This window comes from Gloeocapsa sp. DLM2.Bin57, assembly GCA_007693955.1.
Lineage (GTDB): Bacteria > Cyanobacteriota > Cyanobacteriia > Cyanobacteriales > Gloeocapsaceae > Gloeocapsa.
The window spans coordinates 39,356-56,737 of record RECR01000078.1 but is presented as its reverse complement, the minus strand read 5'-3'; the positions used below and the strand labels follow the sequence as shown (position 1 = coordinate 56,737).

The window sequence follows — 17,382 nt, the reverse complement described above, 5'->3', positions numbered from 1 at the left end:
ATCTCACGCTTATTTGAGAAAATAAAGCTTGAGGCTTCTCGCGGTTAAGCTAAAGTACTTATTATGCCAAAATTGGCGGGATTGAAGATATGTTTCTGGTTAAAGCGTAACAAAAATTTACTACTAATCCCTAGGCATCCGGCGATCGCCATGGTTGTATAATGATTAGCACGTAATAGTAAAATTAGGCTTAAACTAGTAATTAAGGCACTACGCCAATTGAGTTTTTCTGATTTAGTCACCCACGCACAAATAACTTGTGTACTTAGAGTACTTACCACTAATACTGCGATTAAATCTAGCTTCAGACTCCAATCTCTGGTGATTACTCCTAACAGCAAAAAGGTAGTCAGTAAAATAATTTGAGGATTACGAGGGTCGTGAGTCAACATTTATTAAGATATTATGAATTTATGTAAAGTTTTGTAAAAGGCGCTAAGATAAAGATAAAGATAGTAAACTATTTTAAATAAAGATGTCTTCTTCCCAACCCACTGAAAACAAATTGCTTAAGGAAATTTTAGAACCACTCTTGGAAGATTTCCAGTACTGGTTTTCTCGATCGCGTTCTTTTTTAGAAACCGAACAAATTACCTTTTTATCAGCCCGAGAACAAGCAGAACTACTAGAAAGAGTTAAACAAAGTCAACAAGAGGTTAGTACCGCACAAATGTTACTAAAAGCCACTAATGCTCAGGTAGGTATTGAAGCATCAATGTTAGTACCATGGCATCAGTTAGTTACAGAATGTTGGCAAGTAGCCATGAAATGGCGTTCTTTAAAAAATCAGTAAAATTAAACCAACGGAGAATAGACAAATGTTGCATATTTTATATATTATGGCTTTTACCGTCATTGCTTTTCTCGCTATTAGCAATTTAATCCGCAGTTTGATTAATGTTAGCTATGACTCTACCCGTAAATACCCTCGGGCTAAAACTAAAGAAACAGTAGTGAGTCATCCTGAGTTAATCGATGATCAAGGAAGAGTAATCAAAGAACCCTTGTTAGTTATGCGTTCAGTATCTGTAGAAGATGCAAGACAAAAACTAGATGCTCTCTATGATTCTTCTCCAGGTCAACCTAATCAAGAACAAACCGAAGAATAAGACTCAATGTATAACAAAACCAGAAAACAATCCAGGGTTTTTAACTCTAGACAGAAACGACTTAAATGTTTACGTACCTTCCGTTATTACTATTTACGCTTGCTTCGTCTTGAAGGTAATCCTAAAGTAATTGCTCGTGGGTTTGCTTGTGGAGTATTTGCTGGTTGTTTTCCTTGGTTTGGTTTTCAGACGATTGTCGGGATTGTTTTAGCTTTTCTACTACGTGGAAATAAGCTAGCTGCGGCTTTGGGAACATGGGTTAGCAATCCCCTAACCTATGGCCCCCTTTTCTTCTTTAATTTTAAAATAGGTCAATTTATCCAAGGACGTTATTCTCTTGGTGGTCCTGAATTTCAGTTAACCGATGATTGGTCTAAATTAATCGATTTAGGCTCAGATATTCTGCTCAGTCTTTCTATTGGTAGTTTTACTGTGGGTTTAGTTGCTTCTATTGCTACTTACTTTATTACTTTGAATATTTTAACTCGCAGACAAGAAAAATTCCAATAATTTAACCCACCTTTTGTCCTTAAAGGTGGGCTTATGAATGTTGTACAAACAATATGATACTTGACTCCTAGATTGACTTTAACTTACTAAGGTTTACATTGAACACACAATAACTCAACGATACATTTAACAAACCACTCAGCCGATTCAGGCGTTGATTGTGTTTCTACCCTTGCTCCTTCCTGGTCAGCTCAGATAGAGAGCACCATTACATTACTCAGGCTTGGATTGTTATTGTGTTGGTTAACAGCAGTTGGCACTTGCTTTAACCTTCTAACTTAGTAGGAAGCTTTGTTTCTCACTTCCTTTGTGCCTACTTTTAATATAACAGAGACCAGAGTTATGGCGACACTTTCGTAACAAAAGTTAACAATTTTTCGGTTCTGGCAAATCATAAAGGTGAGGTAAGGCGCACTCTTGCAAAAGAAAAAGAAGAAGGTGTCAAGGAAAAAGTTTAAAATCATTAATTAATCGAACATGATGTGACATACTCCTACAGCGTAATCTTTGATTCGGTGTAGGAGTATGTCACCTATCAACGGAGCAATTCGGACACTGCAATTTGTCCGAAACAAAACACTACGCTATTGGATAGATAATAAGGATAATGGTAAAGCAGCTTTATTCCGCTACTCAACAGCATTAAGAAAAGAGTTCGAGTTTGTCGAACAGCTTAACTCTACAGCTTGTCAGGTAGCAGTAGAAAGGGTACTCATCGCCGTAAATAAGTTCTTTGATAACTGCAAAAACAAAGTTAAAGGTAAAAAGGGATATCCTAAATTCCAAAAGAACAATCGCTCTGTTGAGTATAAACAGTCTGGTTGGAAGCTATCAGAAGATAGGAAGCGTATAACATTCACCGATAAAAAAGGTATTGGTACTCTTAAATTAATATGCTCACCTGATTTAAACTATTATCAACCAGAGCAAATAAAACGAGTCCGTATCGTAAAAAGAAGTGATGGTTATTATATTCAATTCTGCCTTAAATTAGACCCTAGGGATACAGTAAAACAACTTGAACCTACTAAAAAGACTATTGGTCTAGATGTTGGTTTAAAGTACTTTTATGCTGATGCTAATGGGGATATAGTAGAAAATCCTAGATTCTCTCGTCAAGCTGAGAGGAAGCTCAACAGACTAAATAGAAAGAAATCAAAAAAATATCGTAAAGGAAAACCACAATCCCAAAACTACTTAAAAGCTAGAAATAGATATGCTCGTAAACATTTAAGAGTAAATAGACAGCGAGAAGAGTTTGCTAAGAGAGTAGCGCTCCGTGTTGTTCAGTCTAACGACTTGATAGCCTATGAAGACTTAAAAGTGAAGAACATGTTTAAATCTAAACTAGCCAAAAGTATAAATGATGTTGCTTGGACAACCTTCAGACATTGGTTAGAATATTTTGCTTATAAATATGGAAAAGCCGTAATAGCTGTACCTCCTTATAACACTAGTCAAAACTGTTCTAATTGTGGGAAAAAGGTTCAAAAGTCTCTATCCACTAGAACCCATAAATGTCCACATTGTAGCTATATAGCAGATAGAGATGTCAACGCAGCAATCAACATTTTCAAGAAGGGATTAAGTACCGGCGCAGGGAATCTTTAAATCAAGCTTGGGGAGTAGAAACCTCTACTTTGATTGAAGCAATTCTGTCAGAGCAAGTATCTACAATGAACCAAGAATCACCGCACTTTTAGGGTGGTGAGCGTCAAAGTTTTTCATCACTATAAAAACGATATAAATATGGACTATCAAGAAAGGTATATTGATCTAAAACATGATGAATGATACCTTTTTCCACTAAAATTTGTCCGAGGGCGATCGCTTCGTTGCGGTTACAGTGATAATTTTTAACCAACCAATCCACCCCTTGAGATCCTTTAAAAGAATAGGGGTAGATATTCATCTTTTCCTGATGTTCTTTAATTAGTAATCCTCCTGAGTTACGCATAGCTTGGGCTATGGTTTTGATCTCTTCGAGAGTAATTGTTTCTAACCAGGAGTTAACCGCTATTGGGGTATCAGTTAATTCTACCTGAGCATCTTCATCTATGTCTAGATGAGAAGCCTTAAAACCTTGCTGTATTAACCAAGCTTTAAACCATTGTTCGATTTGAAGGGATTTGAGATAAATATCTTGTTGGTATTTAGTTAATTCAATCTGATAACGACGTAAACTCGCTTCAATGCGAAAACGCAACTCACTTTTTATTTGTAATTGTTTCTCTTTAGCTTCAATCCAGAGTAATAACTGAAATTGTAAAGACTCTGCTTCTAATTTCTCAAAAAAAACCACAGGACGCGGTGAATTTAAAACATCGGGATGATTTTTAACCGCTTCTAGTAACGCAGATTTTAATTTCTTAATATCTGTACCATAACTAACAGCAATAGGAATAGTTAATCTCAGAGGTGTATTTTCTCTTTTTGTCCAATTGGTAAAAGTTTCGGAGATAAATCTTTGATTAGGTATAATTACTTGGGTTTGCTCTGAAGTAGCTATTTCAGTATTGGTTAAACCAATAGCTACCACTGTACCAATTAAATCATCTATTTGGATTAAATCTCCCACTTGAAAAGGTTGTTCAAGATTAATAATCAAACTACTAGAATATTGATTAGCTATGACTAAAACTAGTAACCCCAACCCTAAGATAATTAAACCCAATTCTAGTCCCCAAAATTGGGCTATAATCGCCCAACCAATTAGATGAGTACTTAACTCCAATAAAATACCCAAAGATTTGATTAACTTAGGTTGATAGACTTTAAGAATCTGATGTAACAGTAAACTATAGATATACAAAGTAGCTAATAATAACAGTATTTCCCACAGAGAAAACCCTGATATGGTTGTACGTTGTAAAAACTGTAACAATTGATAACGCCAACTACGTAATTGGGGAAATAAACTACTGCTATAGATAAGTATAACCGTCCATAAACTCCCTAAAGCTAAATAGATCCAACAATGATATTTTGGGGAAATAAGCATAAAAACCTTTAACAATCCTAAACTCAATAACAGAGTCAGGATGATTAATCCGCTAGTCCAAGTTAGTTGACGCCAGATTTCTTTACTACTACGCTGGGCGATCGCTTTTTCGAGAGAGATTTGTAGGCGATCGCCCCACAATTTAGCTTGACTAACAGCGTCTATCTCGTTAACCACGTCTTCAGGAGTAACGATTAATAAATTCTGGTTAGTTGGTATAATTTGCAGAATAGCTTGATTTTCTAGAGGAATAACCCGAAAATTAGGGGGTTTTTTTTCCTTTATAGTCTCTTGAATCAGTTGATTAGCAATTTTTGCTCTTACTAAAGCTTGATCCCCACCTCTAAGGTTAAAGATTACTTCTCCATCCACTACTACAGAAGCTAACTCTGTGGTTTGATTAGCTAACTTCAAACTTCCCCCAATCACTAGGAGAGAAAGTACTAAACAAAACAGAGTCAGAAATCTTTTCATTTGATGGTTTTGAGTAGCTTAAATTGCTGATGAAGATAAGCTAAATCTTGAGTATAGCCTCCATAAAGCCATTGTACATAAGCTAGAGAAATTTCTTCAACAATTTTAGCCATTTGGGGTTTTTGGGATTCTTTAGCTATTTTGACGTATTCTAGGGCTGTTTGAGCCGGATGTTTAGGATAACCTCTCTCTTGTAGTAAATTGAGCATTTGTCGGTATAATCTCTCCATAGGTGCTAGTTTAGCTAGATAACGACGTTTACGCCAATTGCGCCATTGATCTATACCTAACCACGCGATGAAACTCAATAAAATCAAAGACAATACCCCAACTAAAAACCCAATGATAGTACTAGAAAACCAACCCCAAATCCAGGTAAAGAATTTATAGAGTCCACCGAAAACAGCTTCAAAGAAGTTTTTGATAAAAGCGGTAACAGGAGAAGGTAACCAACCCGCTACCCAATCCCAGATATCTCGTAAAACCCCAAAAGTGTTATCCTCTTCAAAGGATGGAGGGACAATTTCATGACCAGGAATAGGATCGAAGGTAAACCAACCATATTGTGGAAAATAAACCTCTGTCATAGCTTGAGCATCAGTATTATATACTAGAAAATAACCAGTAAAAGGGTTAAAATTGCCTGGTGCAAAACCTACAGTTAACCGCGCGGGTATATCTAAAGAACGTAACATCATGGTTAAAACTGTAGCGAAATGGTCGGGATATCCTCCCTCATAACGGAATAAAAAGGATTCAACTAAATCTTCTCCTTCCTCAAAAAAGGGTAAATCAGGTTGAATACTATATTCTTGTTTTAAGCTTTGGGCTAAATATAAAGCTATTTCATAGGGTGAAGTCAGAGGATTGGGTGATTTAGCTAATAAAGCTTCGGCTTTTTCTCTGACTCTTGGTTTAATCTCTGGTGGTATTTGTAGATAATATTTGCTTATTTGTGGTGGATACTCTTGGGAAGTTTCTCTGAGTACAGTACGATTGCGATAAGGAACTTCAGAAATGACTGTATAGGTTAAACCCTTCATCAGATAAAAAGGCGATCGTAATCCTCCCTCACTATCCATAGCGATTTCTCGGGTAGGGAAAAATAAATGAAGGGGATAAGACAAAGCCGGAATAATATTAGGTAAATCCGATACTATACTGTAAGTCTGTACAATTGACTTGGTATCACCTAAACTGGTATTAATGGGTAGGGAAAAACGATAAGACCAATGAGGACGTGTAATATTAACTGTGTTGTCTTCTCGGGATATTTCCCACCCTTGTCCATTATACTGGTCAAATGCTAGCATTCTCCAAAAACCCCGCGCTTGTGAGCGAATACGCATCAACAATTTAGGTGTCATATTCCCGCGAAGATTTTGATTCATCCTATTACTAAATCCGTAATAAAATTCTACATCTACCTCTCCTGGACCTCTTTCTGGTGATTGACTACTACCTAGTCCATTTCTACCTAGTCCATTTGTGTCTAATCCTGGATTAATTACTACAGAGTTTTCTAACTCAAATTGTCTGTTTTGGAAACCTTCAGGACTATCTACAGGAAAAGTACGCAACTGATAACCTGAAAATCGAGGCATTATAGCGAAGATAATTAAGCCTAACGTGCAGATAGTTAGGGTTAAGTAGCCAAATTTGCGATAATCTTTGCCTTTTAAGGGTAGTTTAGCTTGTTTAGATTTACTATTACCTGTTTTTTCTGGTTTAATCCCTAAGCGAGAATGGTAGTCTAAACTCAGGGTGGGTAAAGCAATCACTAGGAAGATAAATAATAGTGGTGCAAAACTCAAGGTTTGAGAGACAGTACCGGCTACTCCTAATAAAATTAACCCAATCACCATAGAATAACCTAAATCTTTCCGTCTAGGTAAGTCAAAACTATGTAATACTTGTAACTGAATTAAGAGTTCGGCTAGGACTAGTCTAGTATCGTTTAAACTTTCTACGAGATTACCGAAAAAGAGGAACAAAACTAGAATCATCCCCACAGCTAGAAGAAACTTAACCATGATATTGCGTTTACGACGCTGACGCCAACTCCAGATAGCCCCAATAATACTTAAAGGAATTGCCCAGATACTCATCTGTCTTCCTGAAGCGACATCAGTGGCGATGATTCCTACAATTACTAAGGTTTGGACTAAAATCCGTAGGGTTATGGATTCTTCTGTTTTGGGTTGGGGAAGACTTTCTAGTCTCTCCCACAGTTGTTTAAATGCGGGAATTTTTTTGATTGTACTGCTAGTCATGATTGCTAAAGATAGGAATCTCTGATCTCAGTATGCCCAAAACTCCTTACTGACTAACACTACTTTTTGGGGAACAATGTCAAGCAATTAAAACATTAAGTTTTGTTTTCTGTATCAATTTTTACAGTTTTTTATGATATATATAGTAGTAGAGATAAAAAACAATACGGAGAAAAAAATCATGTCCACCGAAAATCAAGCCAGAGTTTTAATGATGCGTCACCATCACAATATCAAAAACCGTCAACAATCTATGCTCAATCGTGCAGCTAGTGAGATTGGTTTAGATTTAGAAGGAAACGATTACTGGAGCAATATCCAAGGTAAACCTAATTCTAGTTTCCGTCAAAGTTACGATCGCTCTCATGCTTCTTTAAGCTAATCAAACCACAAATTTAAGGAGAAACAAATCATGTCTAGTGAAAATAAAGCCAGAATCTTAATGATGCGTCACCATCACAATATCAAAAACCGTCAACAATCTATGCTCAATCGTGCAGCTAGTGAGATTGGTTTAGATTTAGAAGGAAACGATTACTGGAGCAATATCCAAGGTAAACCTAATTCTAGTTTCCGTCAAAGTTACGATCGCTCTCATGCTTCTTTAAGCTAATTACAATTAAATAATATATAATTAAAAGAAAAATGTGCATCAAAAATATGCCCCTCTCAATCAGAGAAGGGTATCATTTTTTTGGTCTAAAATAGTGACTAAAAAACAAACTAGTTAAAGAATGAACCTAAAATCCTTAATCAGAGATATTCCTGACTTCCCCAAACCAGGGATAGTCTTCCGTGATATAACTACCTTACTCAATAATGCTGATGCTTTGCGCTATACCATTGATGCTTTAGCCGAAAAAGTCCAATCTTTAGGGCAAAATCCTGATTATGTCGTAGGTATGGAATCAAGAGGATTTCTCTTTGGTCCTGCCTTAGCTTATCATCTTAATGCCGGTTTTGTTCCCGTACGTAAACCAGGAAAGTTACCAGCAGCAGTACATAAAATTGAATATGATTTAGAATATGGTAGCGATAAGTTAGAGATTCACCAAGACGCGATCGCCCCTGCTCAAAAAGTTTTGATTGTTGATGATTTAATAGCTACAGGAGGAACAGCTAAAGCTACAGCAGATTTACTACAACACCTAGGTTGTGAATTGTTAGGCTTTAGTTTTATCATTGAGTTAACGGATTTACAAGGGCGTAATAAATTACCCAATGTTCCCGTAATGACTCTGGTTGAATATTAACGTGACTCTGACTCGCACTACTCACTCAATCTTAACTAACGAAAACTTCCTTTATGTAGTACAAAGACTATTACAAGGATTGTTGAGCTTATTTTTAGCCTCAATTCTTTGTTTTAGCATTATTCAACTAGCACCAGGTAATTATCTAGATGTTCTAGTAGAACAAAATTTACAAATTTCACCTGAAACTCTAGAAAGATTTAAAGTTCAATTTGGCTTAGATAAATCCCCTGTAGAACAATATTTCTATTGGTTATGGCGAGTAGTGACGCGATTTGACTTTGGTGAGAGTTTCGTTTACTTTAGACCTGTATCAGAACTAATTAGAGAAAGGTTGCAAGCTACCCTATTATTAGCAGTAGCTTCAATTTTTGTTACCTGGGCGATCGCTATTCCTTTAGGTATCGTGAGTGCGGTTAAACAAAACACGATCATTGATAAACTACTCAGAGTGATTAGTTATCTCGGTCAAGGATTTCCTAGCTTTATTACCGCTTTACTATTATTATTCGTAGCCCAAATTACCTCCCCTTTATTACCCGTAGGAGGAATGACTAGTATTAATCATGACCAATTAACCCCCATAGGTAAAATTGTTGACCTACTTTGGCATATGTTTTTACCTACTTTAGCCTTGAGTTTAACTAGTTTTGCGGGATTACAACGTCTGACTCGGGGACAATTACTAGATGTTTTGCGACAAGATTATATCCAAACAGCCCGCGCTAAAGGTTTACCAGAAAATAAAGTAATCTATGTTCACGCTTTGCGCAACGCTATTAACCCGTTGATTACCCTGTTAGGTTTTGAATTTGCTAGTTTGCTAAGTGGTTCTTTTATCGCTGAGTATTTCTTTAATTGGCCCGGGACCGGACGCTTAATTTTACAAGCGGTGCAAGCTAAAGATTGGTATCTGGTGATGGCTAGTTTAATGATGGGTGCAACTATGTTGATTATTGGCAACCTCTTAGCGGATTTGTTGTTAAAATTTGTAGATCCTCGTATTCGTCTAGATAACCTACAATAATTTTAGGAGTCAATCGTGGTGTGGAGTGAAGCATTAAAGATAGAAAGATTAACTCTGGCGATCGCTAATTTACCTGTTTCCCTCTCAGGAATTAAATTAGTACAACTATCAGACTTTCACTATGACGGGTTACGTCTCTCTGAGTCAGAATTATCAGAAGTTATCTATTTAACCAATCAAGAAAAACCAGATATCATCTTCTTAACAGGAGATTATGTCACCGACGATCCTACTCCTATTCATGATTTAGCTGCAAGACTGAAAACCCTAGATAGTAAATGGGGAATTTACGCGTCTTTGGGTAATCATGATATCCACTATAGGGAATCTTCGGAGATGATCACCCAAGCATTAACCAAGATAGGAATTAGGGTACTTTGGAATGAAATTGCTTACCCCTTTGGTGATAACTTCCCCATTGTCGGTTTAGCTGATTATTGGTCAACAGAATTTAACCCAGCTAAAGTATTAACACAATTAGATCATAATGTTCCTCGTTTAGTACTCTCACACAATCCTGATACAGCAGAAATACTTAAACCTTGGCGAGTTGACCTACAATTATCTGGTCATACACATGGTGGACAAATAGTATTACCAGGCTTAGGACCAGCACCTTTAGTGATTCAAAAATTGCAAAGCAAAACCCCAAGTTATGTACATCCCTGGATACCCTTCTTACAAGAATGTAAAAATGTGCTCAAAAATTGGCAATGGGCTCAAGGATGGCATCAAATCCAGCGTAATCAATTATACGTGAATAGAGGTTTAGGTACTTACTTTCCAGGGAGGTTATTTTGTCCACCAGAATTGACGGTAATTACCTTAATCAGTCAAAATGAATAAGTACAGTTTACAAATCAAGTAAAATATGGTGGGCTTCATTCGTGCCGATTTGGCTACCTTTAGCAGTTATACTCCCCATCCTGGAGGAATTTCCTCTCAACCAGTAGATAGATTAGATACCAATGAAAGTGCCTATGATTTACCACCAGAATTGATAGCTAAACTGTCTTGGTTATATCAGCAACAAATAGAAAATAATCGTTATCCCGATGGGAGTCATCATCAGTTAAAACAGGCGATCGCCGATTACGTCAATGAATCAGCCTCACCCCTGTTAAGAGAGATTACACCTGCTCAGATTTCTTTAGGTAATGGCTCTGATGAATTAATTCGCTCCTTGTTAATCGCTACCTGTGTAGGAGGAGCAGGGGGAATTTTAGTGGCTAATCCTACCTTCTCTATGTATGAGATTATCGCTAAAACTTTAGCTATTCCTGTCACCACCATTCCTAGACAAGATGATTTTACTCTCAATCTCGGTGCAGCCCAACAAGCTTTAGAGACTCATTCAACTCCACCCATTCGCGTTATATTTCTGGTTCATCCTAACTCTCCTACGGGTAACCTGGTAACTCCTGCTGAGATAGATTGGTTAGAAAGTTTACCTCCAGAGGTTTTGCTGGTTATTGATGAGGCTTATTTTGAGTATAGTCAAACCAGTTTAGTAACTAAAATCAACCAGTATCCTAATTGGGTGATTTTGCGCACCTTTTCTAAAGCTTTTCGTTTAGCTGCTCATCGCCTTGGTTATGCGATCGCCTCACCTGAATTTACCAGTATTTTAGAAAAAGTTCGTTTACCCTATAATCTACCCACCTTTTCTCAAACCGCAGCTAATCTTGCTCTCAACCACCGTCAAGAGTTATTAGGGACTATTCCCGAAACTATCAGAGAAAGAGAGAGATTAGCCCAAAATCTGGCAGAATACCCCCATTTTCACATTTTCCCAAGTGCCGCTAATTTTATTTATTTGCGTGCACCCCAACTAGATTTACAACAATTTAGTCAAGATCTCAAAAGCAAGGGTACTCTTATCCGTCATACACAAGGTGGCTTAAGGATTACTATTGGTACTCCCGCAGAAAATAATCGAACTTTAGAAAATTTTGCCCAATTATTAAGGTAGGGAAAGGAGTTTGGAGTTAGGTTTAAGGGGTTATTATTCCTATATATCATACTCGGAAGTCTCCCGTCTCCCTTCTCCCTTGTCAAGTAGCGCTAGAGAACTAGAAAAGATTTTACCTCTAAGACAGGACCAATCATGGCTATAGTCATGATATCCTCTCTGATTACTCCTTCTATCTCTACTTTTAATCCTGATTGACGTAAAGGAGTGGGAGGATCTTTAAGTTCATAGGTTTGTTGATTAGGGGTAATTACAGCCCAAGTTCCTACCCCTAAATCTTGATACATTACTGTTCCAGTTACTTTGATAGTCATAAGGTTTGTTGTTCTCCTTGACTAGCGAGATAAGCTAAGCCAAAACAGAGTAAAGCGTTAACTCCTAGGAAAATAGAAGCGATCGCACCTGAACCAAGTAACCAGAGATGGGGGGAGCTGAAAGCCATTACACCTAAAGCTACGGTCATACCTAGACTAGAGCCAATAGCAAACAATTTACCTGAGGGATTACCTGATAATAAGCCAATCAATAAAAAGGGAATCAAAACACTAGCAAAGAGGGGATTTAACTCAGGTGTACCCTGAATCGCATTCCCCAACTCAGCTAGAGAACTACCCATGACTCGAAATGGCCATTGAGGTAAATCAAAGATATAGAAACCTCTTAACAAGAATAAACCAGAACTACCAAAAATCAAGCCATTACTGAGAGACCAACTCCAACCAAAGGGAAAATAGTAACGCAATAGCCAAGCTAAAAGATAAGAACCTAGCATCATCGCGATTTTAGGTAGTAAAGCAACTGCGCCACCATCAATCCAAAAACGAGGATTGAGATAGCCATTATCTCTTACCCAACGGAAGAAGTCACGGAAATTCAATTGTCCTCGTAAGGCTAATCTTACCGCTGCTCCTGCGTCTAATTGTCCTGCACCATATTCATTGAGAGGATCAGGGTCAATTTTGCGAGCAGATTGTTTTAAGATACTGAGTATTTCGCCGGGATCTTCAATTCCTACACTTTTGAGCATTGCTGCTACCCCTGCGACGTGAGGTGCTGCCATACTTGTACCTTGATAACCTATAAACACAGATTTACCTGTCTGAGGATCTATGGTATTTTGCAGGATTTTATCTTCTTTTCCTCCTCCTGGTGCTGCTATATCTACTCCTGCACCAAAGTTAGAGTATTCGGCTTTATTACCAGCGGCGTCTAAAGCAGAAACACCAATGACTTTAGGATAACGCGCGGGATAAGAAGAGGCATTTTGATTAGCATTACCTGCGGCAGCGATTATGACCACTCCTTTGTCATAAGCATAGTTAATCGCTTCTTCCATCAGTTTACTTTCACCACCGCCACCTAAACTCATGTTAATGACTTGTGCGCCGTTATCAGCAGCGAAGCGAATACCTTCAGCGATGTCAGCCACTGTCCCACCACCTATACCAAGTACTTTAATGGGCATGATTTTGGCTTGGTAGGCTATTCCTGCTACTCCATAGTTATTATTGGTGGATTGGGCGATCGTTCCTGCTACGTGTGTACCATGTCCTACGTCATCAGTAGCTCGTGTATGATTATTAATAAAGTCATAACCTGTTACAAATTCGGTTTGTTGGAGATCTGGTACTCTGGTTACTCCTGTATCGATGACAGCGACTACGACTCCTTCTCCTTTGGTTTCATCCCAAGCTTGTTCAACGTTGATGCTACGCAAATTCCACTGTTTACTATAATCGGGGTCGTTTGGCACTTCTAAAGTATGATAAACATAATTAGGCTCGATATATTCGGTAAGTTGTTTCAGGGGAGAGTTACGCAAGGCTTTAATTAATTGTTTATCCCCTGGAAGAATGTAAATATTATCTTCGATGCTAAAAACACTGTTGAGATTAATCTCTTGGTTATATCTGGTTGAGAGAAGTTGAATTTTGTCTCTAATTTCGGTTTTGGGCAAATCTTCACGGAAATTGAGTACAATAGAGTCAAATTCTCCCTGTTTAGCTAGTCCGGGAAAGTTAGCTAGAGCAAATCCTAAGCCAACTAAAAACAATACTAGGATTAGTAGTTTACGCATAGACACCTACTTTAATTGCTATTTTCGAGTCTAATTACTAGCATAGCTTAGTCTCTAATTTTAGTTATGGATATTAAAGCGATTCAAGAACTAAGTAAGGTTATTAGCACCTGTGCTAATTTATATCTCAAAGCTAGTTTAGCTACCCCTAATACCCTTACGGGTTGGTCTCTAGATGAGCGCGATCCTCGGGTGATTGCCGAATTATTACGCTTATACGGTTGGTTTTATCGTTATTACTTTCGGGTTAAAACTGATGGTTGGGAAAACATACCTAAAGATCAACAAGTATTATTGATTGGCTCTCATAATGGTGGGTTAGCTGCTCCTGATATGTCGATGATGATTTATGATTGGTTTCGACGTTTTGGGACAGAAAAACTCACCTATGGTCTCATGGATGCTCGTGTCTGGAAGTTTTTACCTGGATCTGCTCGTCTGGCTACTCAAGTTGGCGCAATTCAAGCTCATCCCCGTATGGCGATCGCTGCTTTAAATCGTGGTGCTAGTTTGTTAATTTATCCTGGTGGTATTCGAGATGTTTTTCGTCCTTATGCTTTAAGAAATTCTATTTATTTTGCTGGTAATCGTGCTTTTATCAAATTAGCTTTACGATATGAGTTGCCTATTATTCCCTTTATCTGTTATGGTGCTCATGCCACTTTATTGGTGTTAGGTGATATTTACCCTCAACTGCAGCAATTAGAGCAATGGGGATTACTGAATTTAACTAATCTAGATTTAGAAGTTTTTCCTATTTATTTGGGTTTACCTTGGGGGATTGGTATTGGTCCATTACCGAATATTCCTTTACCCATACAGTTACATACTAGGGTTTGTCCACCGATTGTGTTTGCTAAATATGGTGAACAAGCTGCTCGTGATCAGCAATATGTTAATCAATGTTATGATTTGGTTTGTCAACTGATGCAACAACAGCTTGATCAGTTAGTTAGAGAGGAGAAAACTAAGCGGGAATATTAATTCTAGTTTCTCCTCCTAAACCAAAAGCGCTATGGGTTACTCGTAAGGCTTTTTCAGCGTCTTGTTTAGGCACTACACAACTAACTTTTATCTCTGAGGTAGCGATCATCTCGATATTAATATTAGCTTGAGCTAAAGCTGTAAAAAATTTAGCTGCTACTCCAGGATTTCCAATCATGCCTGAACCAACTATACTGACTTTAGCTATTTCTCTATCAATTGCTAAGGGTGGACAACCCATCTGGTTAATAAATTCAGCTAAAATTTGACTAGCTAATTCTAGGTCATCTTCAGCGATGGTAAAGGCTATATCTCGGGTTCGTTTTGATTCTTTAAAGTCATCCCGTTGAGATTGAATAATCATATAGACGCTAATATTGTTTTGAGCCAGAAGGTTAAAAAGATTAGCCGCCATTCCTGGTTGATCGGGAATTTGACGAATAGCTAAACGAACTTGTTTCAGGTCTAAAGCCACGCCTCGTACTATAGTATTAGGAGAAGTTGCCAACTCAGGTGTTTTCACTTGGGAAGATTCTACCTCAAAAGCTTGACATAAACTGGCGATCGCCTTATCTAGTTCTGCTGCTGCGATAACACAACTCATTTTTACTTCTGAGGTGGAGATCAGTTTAATATTAATACCTTGACTAGCTAGGGTTTGGAACATTTTGGCTGCTATTCCGGGACGTCCAATAATTCCTGCTCCTGTAATGGCTACTTTAGCGATTTTTTCTTCTACGACTACTTCTGCTTCTTGGTTATTTTCTGGTGCACTGCGTAGGATAGGGGTGATTCCTTTAGCTACTGCTTCTGCTTGCTCACTCATTTTTGCCGCCACGGTAAAAGCGATATCATTAGTTTGTTCGGCGTGGATAGATTGAATGATTAAATCTACGTCTAATCCTTGTCTAGCGATTTCCCCAAAGAGACTAGCTGCTATTCCAGGTTTATCTGGTATCTGTAATATAGCTATCTGGACTTGATCTCGGTCGAATTCTACCGCGTTGACTGAGCGATTGAGTTCTAGGTTTTGTAGAGATACCGAGTGAGGTAAGGGTGAGATTACTTTTGTACCTGGATCATCGGTCCAACTAGATCTTACTACTAGGGGTACTCCATAGTTACGAGCTATTTCTACTGCTCTGGGGTGGAGTACTTTTGCACCTAGACTAGCCAATTCTAGCATTTCATCGCTGGTGATTTCTCTGAGTAATTGTGCTTCTGGTACGATACGAGGATCGGTGGTGAGTATTCCTGGTACATCTGTATATATTTCGCATAAGTCGGCTTGTAGTGATGCTGCTAAAGCTACTGCTGAGGTGTCTGATCCTCCTCTTCCTAGGGTGGTTATTTCTAAATCGTTGCTTTGACTGATTCCTTGAAATCCTGCTACGACTACTACTTCTCCTTGATTGAGATGACGTTGTATTCTTTCTCTTCTAATTTCGAGAATACGAGCTTTACTATGTTCTCCTTCTGTCACTATCCCTACTTGTGCTCCTGTGAGGGATATTGCTGGTTGTCCCTGACTCTGTAGTGCCATACTTAATAGGGCTATAGAGACTTGTTCTCCTGTGGATAAGAGCATATCCATTTCTCGGCGACAGGGATTATCTGAGATTTCTCTGGCTAGACTAACTAACCCGTCGGTGGTTTTGCCCATCGCGGACACTACTACTACAACTTGATTGCCTTGATTGACGGTTTTTTGTACTCTTTCGGCTACTTTTTTGATGCGTTCTATAGAGCCTACTGATGTACCACCGTATTTTTGCACAATTAGCGCCATTGACTCTTGTTTTTTACTCCTGTGGTGTTGATGTTTGTTGTAAACGACTGATTAAAGCTTGCATAGTTGGGTCTTCTAGGAAAACGATGGTATCTTTGATTAAGATATCTCCCCAGAGATTTTTTCTTAGGTAGTCTAAGTCTGCATAGCTGCTGTCTAGGGATAGAGCTTGTTTGCCTAAGTCTAAGCCTTCTGCTTGTTTTCCTTGGGTATATTGCGCTACAGCGATCGCTAACATTGGTTCTGCTTGTTGATCGTCTAATTCTAAGGTTTCTTCCCAGAGTCTGATCGCTGTTTCTACCTCTCCTTGTTCGTATTTTACTAAGCCAATATTATTGATCGAGGGCCAAAAGTCTGGCTCTACTTCTAGGGATCGTTCATAACTTTTAATAGCTTGTTCAAATTCTCTTAACATTAAATGGGAGTTACCTAGTTCAAATAACCCCTGGATAGAATTTGGCTCTAATACTAAACCTGCTTCTAGATTTTTAACTGCTTGTCGATAATCCCCTTTTTGAAAATAAGCACTGCCGACAGCTAATAAGATACTTCCTTCTTGTGGTGCTAATTTTTGGGCTGTTTCTAAGGCGTTTATCCCTTTTTCGACTTCTCCTGCTTCTATATATATAGTTCCCAAGACTAACCAGGGTTCAAACCTTTCTGGTGCTAATTGTGTGGCTAATTCTGCTCTGGGGAGAGCTAATTCTGGTCTGCCAAAACGCAATAATTCGATAACATCTTGTGTTAATCTTATTCCTAAGTCTTCGGCTTGTTCGGGGTTGACTTCGGGATTATAGGGTATTAAAGCTTGTCCTAGGACTGGAGATACAGTCATAGTTATACTGGTACAAGCTATTAGTGATAATATCCAATTAAATTTAGGCACTTTTATCGATTAAACTATTAATGTTTA

Annotated in this window: 16 protein-coding genes and 2 pseudogenes; 11 read left to right on the top strand and 7 right to left on the bottom strand. The window is 38.1% G+C overall.

What is annotated here, in order from left to right:
- Nucleotides 1-44: 44 nt before the first annotated feature.
- Nucleotides 45-392: a hypothetical protein gene (locus tag EA365_10210; protein TVQ44483.1), complete on the bottom strand. Its 348-nt coding sequence runs from the start codon at nucleotides 390-392 to the stop codon at nucleotides 45-47.
- An 83-nt stretch (nucleotides 393-475) separates the two neighbouring features.
- On the opposite strand from EA365_10210, the gene EA365_10205 reads away from it, so the two are divergent.
- From EA365_10205 to EA365_10190, 4 genes and pseudogenes are all read left to right on the top strand, one after another.
- Entirely contained in the window at nucleotides 476-793 is a 318-nt protein-coding gene (locus tag EA365_10205; GenBank protein TVQ44482.1) for a DUF2605 domain-containing protein, read from the top strand.
- Nucleotides 794-818: 25 nt separating this feature from the next.
- Entirely contained in the window at nucleotides 819-1,109 is a 291-nt protein-coding gene (locus EA365_10200; protein ID TVQ44481.1) for a DUF2973 domain-containing protein, read from the top strand.
- 6 nt (nucleotides 1,110-1,115) lie between these two features.
- Nucleotides 1,116-1,619: a DUF2062 domain-containing protein gene (locus EA365_10195; protein ID TVQ44480.1), complete on the top strand. Its 504-nt coding sequence runs from the start codon at nucleotides 1,116-1,118 to the stop codon at nucleotides 1,617-1,619.
- Between the two features lie 525 nt (nucleotides 1,620-2,144).
- A pseudogene (locus tag EA365_10190) lies at nucleotides 2,145-3,322 on the top strand (transposase).
- 11 nt (nucleotides 3,323-3,333) lie between these two features.
- Here EA365_10190 and EA365_10185 read toward each other — a convergent pair.
- On the bottom strand, nucleotides 3,334-5,094 hold the full coding sequence (locus EA365_10185; protein ID TVQ44479.1) for a hypothetical protein: 1,761 nt from the start codon (nucleotides 5,092-5,094) through the stop codon (nucleotides 3,334-3,336).
- Nucleotides 5,091-7,367, bottom strand: coding sequence for a DUF3488 domain-containing protein (locus EA365_10180; GenBank protein ID TVQ44478.1), 2,277 nt, complete (start codon nucleotides 7,365-7,367; stop codon nucleotides 5,091-5,093). The genes EA365_10185 and EA365_10180 overlap by 4 nt, the downstream gene beginning before the upstream one ends.
- Nucleotides 7,368-7,548: 181 nt before the next feature.
- Here EA365_10180 and EA365_10175 point away from each other — a divergent pair, with 181 nt between their 5' ends.
- The 6 genes from EA365_10175 to EA365_10150 all read left to right on the top strand — a co-directional run bounded on the left by EA365_10175 (nucleotide 7,549) and on the right by EA365_10150 (nucleotide 11,619).
- A complete protein-coding gene (locus EA365_10175) occupies nucleotides 7,549-7,749 on the top strand; it encodes a hypothetical protein (GenBank protein TVQ44477.1) in 201 nt (66 codons plus the stop codon).
- A 30-nt stretch (nucleotides 7,750-7,779) separates the two neighbouring features.
- The gene (locus EA365_10170; protein TVQ44476.1) at nucleotides 7,780-7,980 is read left to right on the top strand and encodes a hypothetical protein; all 201 of its coding nucleotides are present in this window, start codon (nucleotides 7,780-7,782) and stop codon (nucleotides 7,978-7,980) included.
- Nucleotides 7,981-8,101: 121 nt separating this feature from the next.
- Nucleotides 8,102-8,620 carry an adenine phosphoribosyltransferase gene (locus EA365_10165; GenBank protein TVQ44475.1) on the top strand — a complete coding sequence of 173 codons (519 nt, stop codon included), beginning with the start codon at nucleotides 8,102-8,104 and terminating at the stop codon, nucleotides 8,618-8,620.
- Nucleotides 8,616-9,647 carry an ABC transporter permease gene (locus tag EA365_10160; GenBank protein ID TVQ44485.1) on the top strand — a complete coding sequence of 344 codons (1,032 nt, stop codon included), beginning with the start codon at nucleotides 8,616-8,618 and terminating at the stop codon, nucleotides 9,645-9,647. Before EA365_10165 ends, EA365_10160 begins: the two co-directional genes overlap by 5 nt.
- Nucleotides 9,648-9,659: 12 nt before the next feature.
- Nucleotides 9,660-10,493, top strand: coding sequence for a metallophosphoesterase (locus EA365_10155; protein ID TVQ44474.1), 834 nt, complete (start codon nucleotides 9,660-9,662; stop codon nucleotides 10,491-10,493).
- 25 nt (nucleotides 10,494-10,518) lie between these two features.
- Nucleotides 10,519-11,619 carry a histidinol-phosphate transaminase gene (locus tag EA365_10150; protein TVQ44473.1) on the top strand — a complete coding sequence of 367 codons (1,101 nt, stop codon included), beginning with the start codon at nucleotides 10,519-10,521 and terminating at the stop codon, nucleotides 11,617-11,619.
- A 92-nt stretch (nucleotides 11,620-11,711) separates the two neighbouring features.
- On the opposite strand, the gene EA365_10145 is transcribed toward EA365_10150, so the two are convergent.
- Both EA365_10145 and EA365_10140 read right to left on the bottom strand, forming a co-directional pair.
- Nucleotides 11,712-11,933, bottom strand: coding sequence for a hypothetical protein (locus EA365_10145; protein ID TVQ44472.1), 222 nt, complete (start codon nucleotides 11,931-11,933; stop codon nucleotides 11,712-11,714).
- Complete coding sequence (locus tag EA365_10140) at nucleotides 11,930-13,696, bottom strand: peptidase S8 (GenBank protein TVQ44471.1); 1,767 nt, start codon at nucleotides 13,694-13,696, stop codon at nucleotides 11,930-11,932. Before EA365_10140 ends, EA365_10145 begins: the two co-directional genes overlap by 4 nt.
- Nucleotides 13,697-13,762: 66 nt before the next feature.
- Here EA365_10140 and EA365_10135 point away from each other — a divergent pair, with 66 nt between their 5' ends.
- The gene (locus EA365_10135) at nucleotides 13,763-14,680 is read left to right on the top strand and encodes an acyltransferase family protein (protein ID TVQ44470.1); all 918 of its coding nucleotides are present in this window, start codon (nucleotides 13,763-13,765) and stop codon (nucleotides 14,678-14,680) included.
- On the opposite strand, the gene EA365_10130 is transcribed toward EA365_10135, so the two are convergent.
- Entirely contained in the window at nucleotides 14,664-16,469 is a 1,806-nt protein-coding gene (locus EA365_10130; GenBank protein TVQ44469.1) for an aspartate kinase, read from the bottom strand. The genes EA365_10135 and EA365_10130 overlap by 17 nt on opposite strands.
- A 13-nt stretch (nucleotides 16,470-16,482) precedes the next feature.
- A pseudogene (locus EA365_10125) lies at nucleotides 16,483-17,373 on the bottom strand (tetratricopeptide repeat protein).
- Nucleotides 17,374-17,382: the final 9 nt, after the last annotated feature.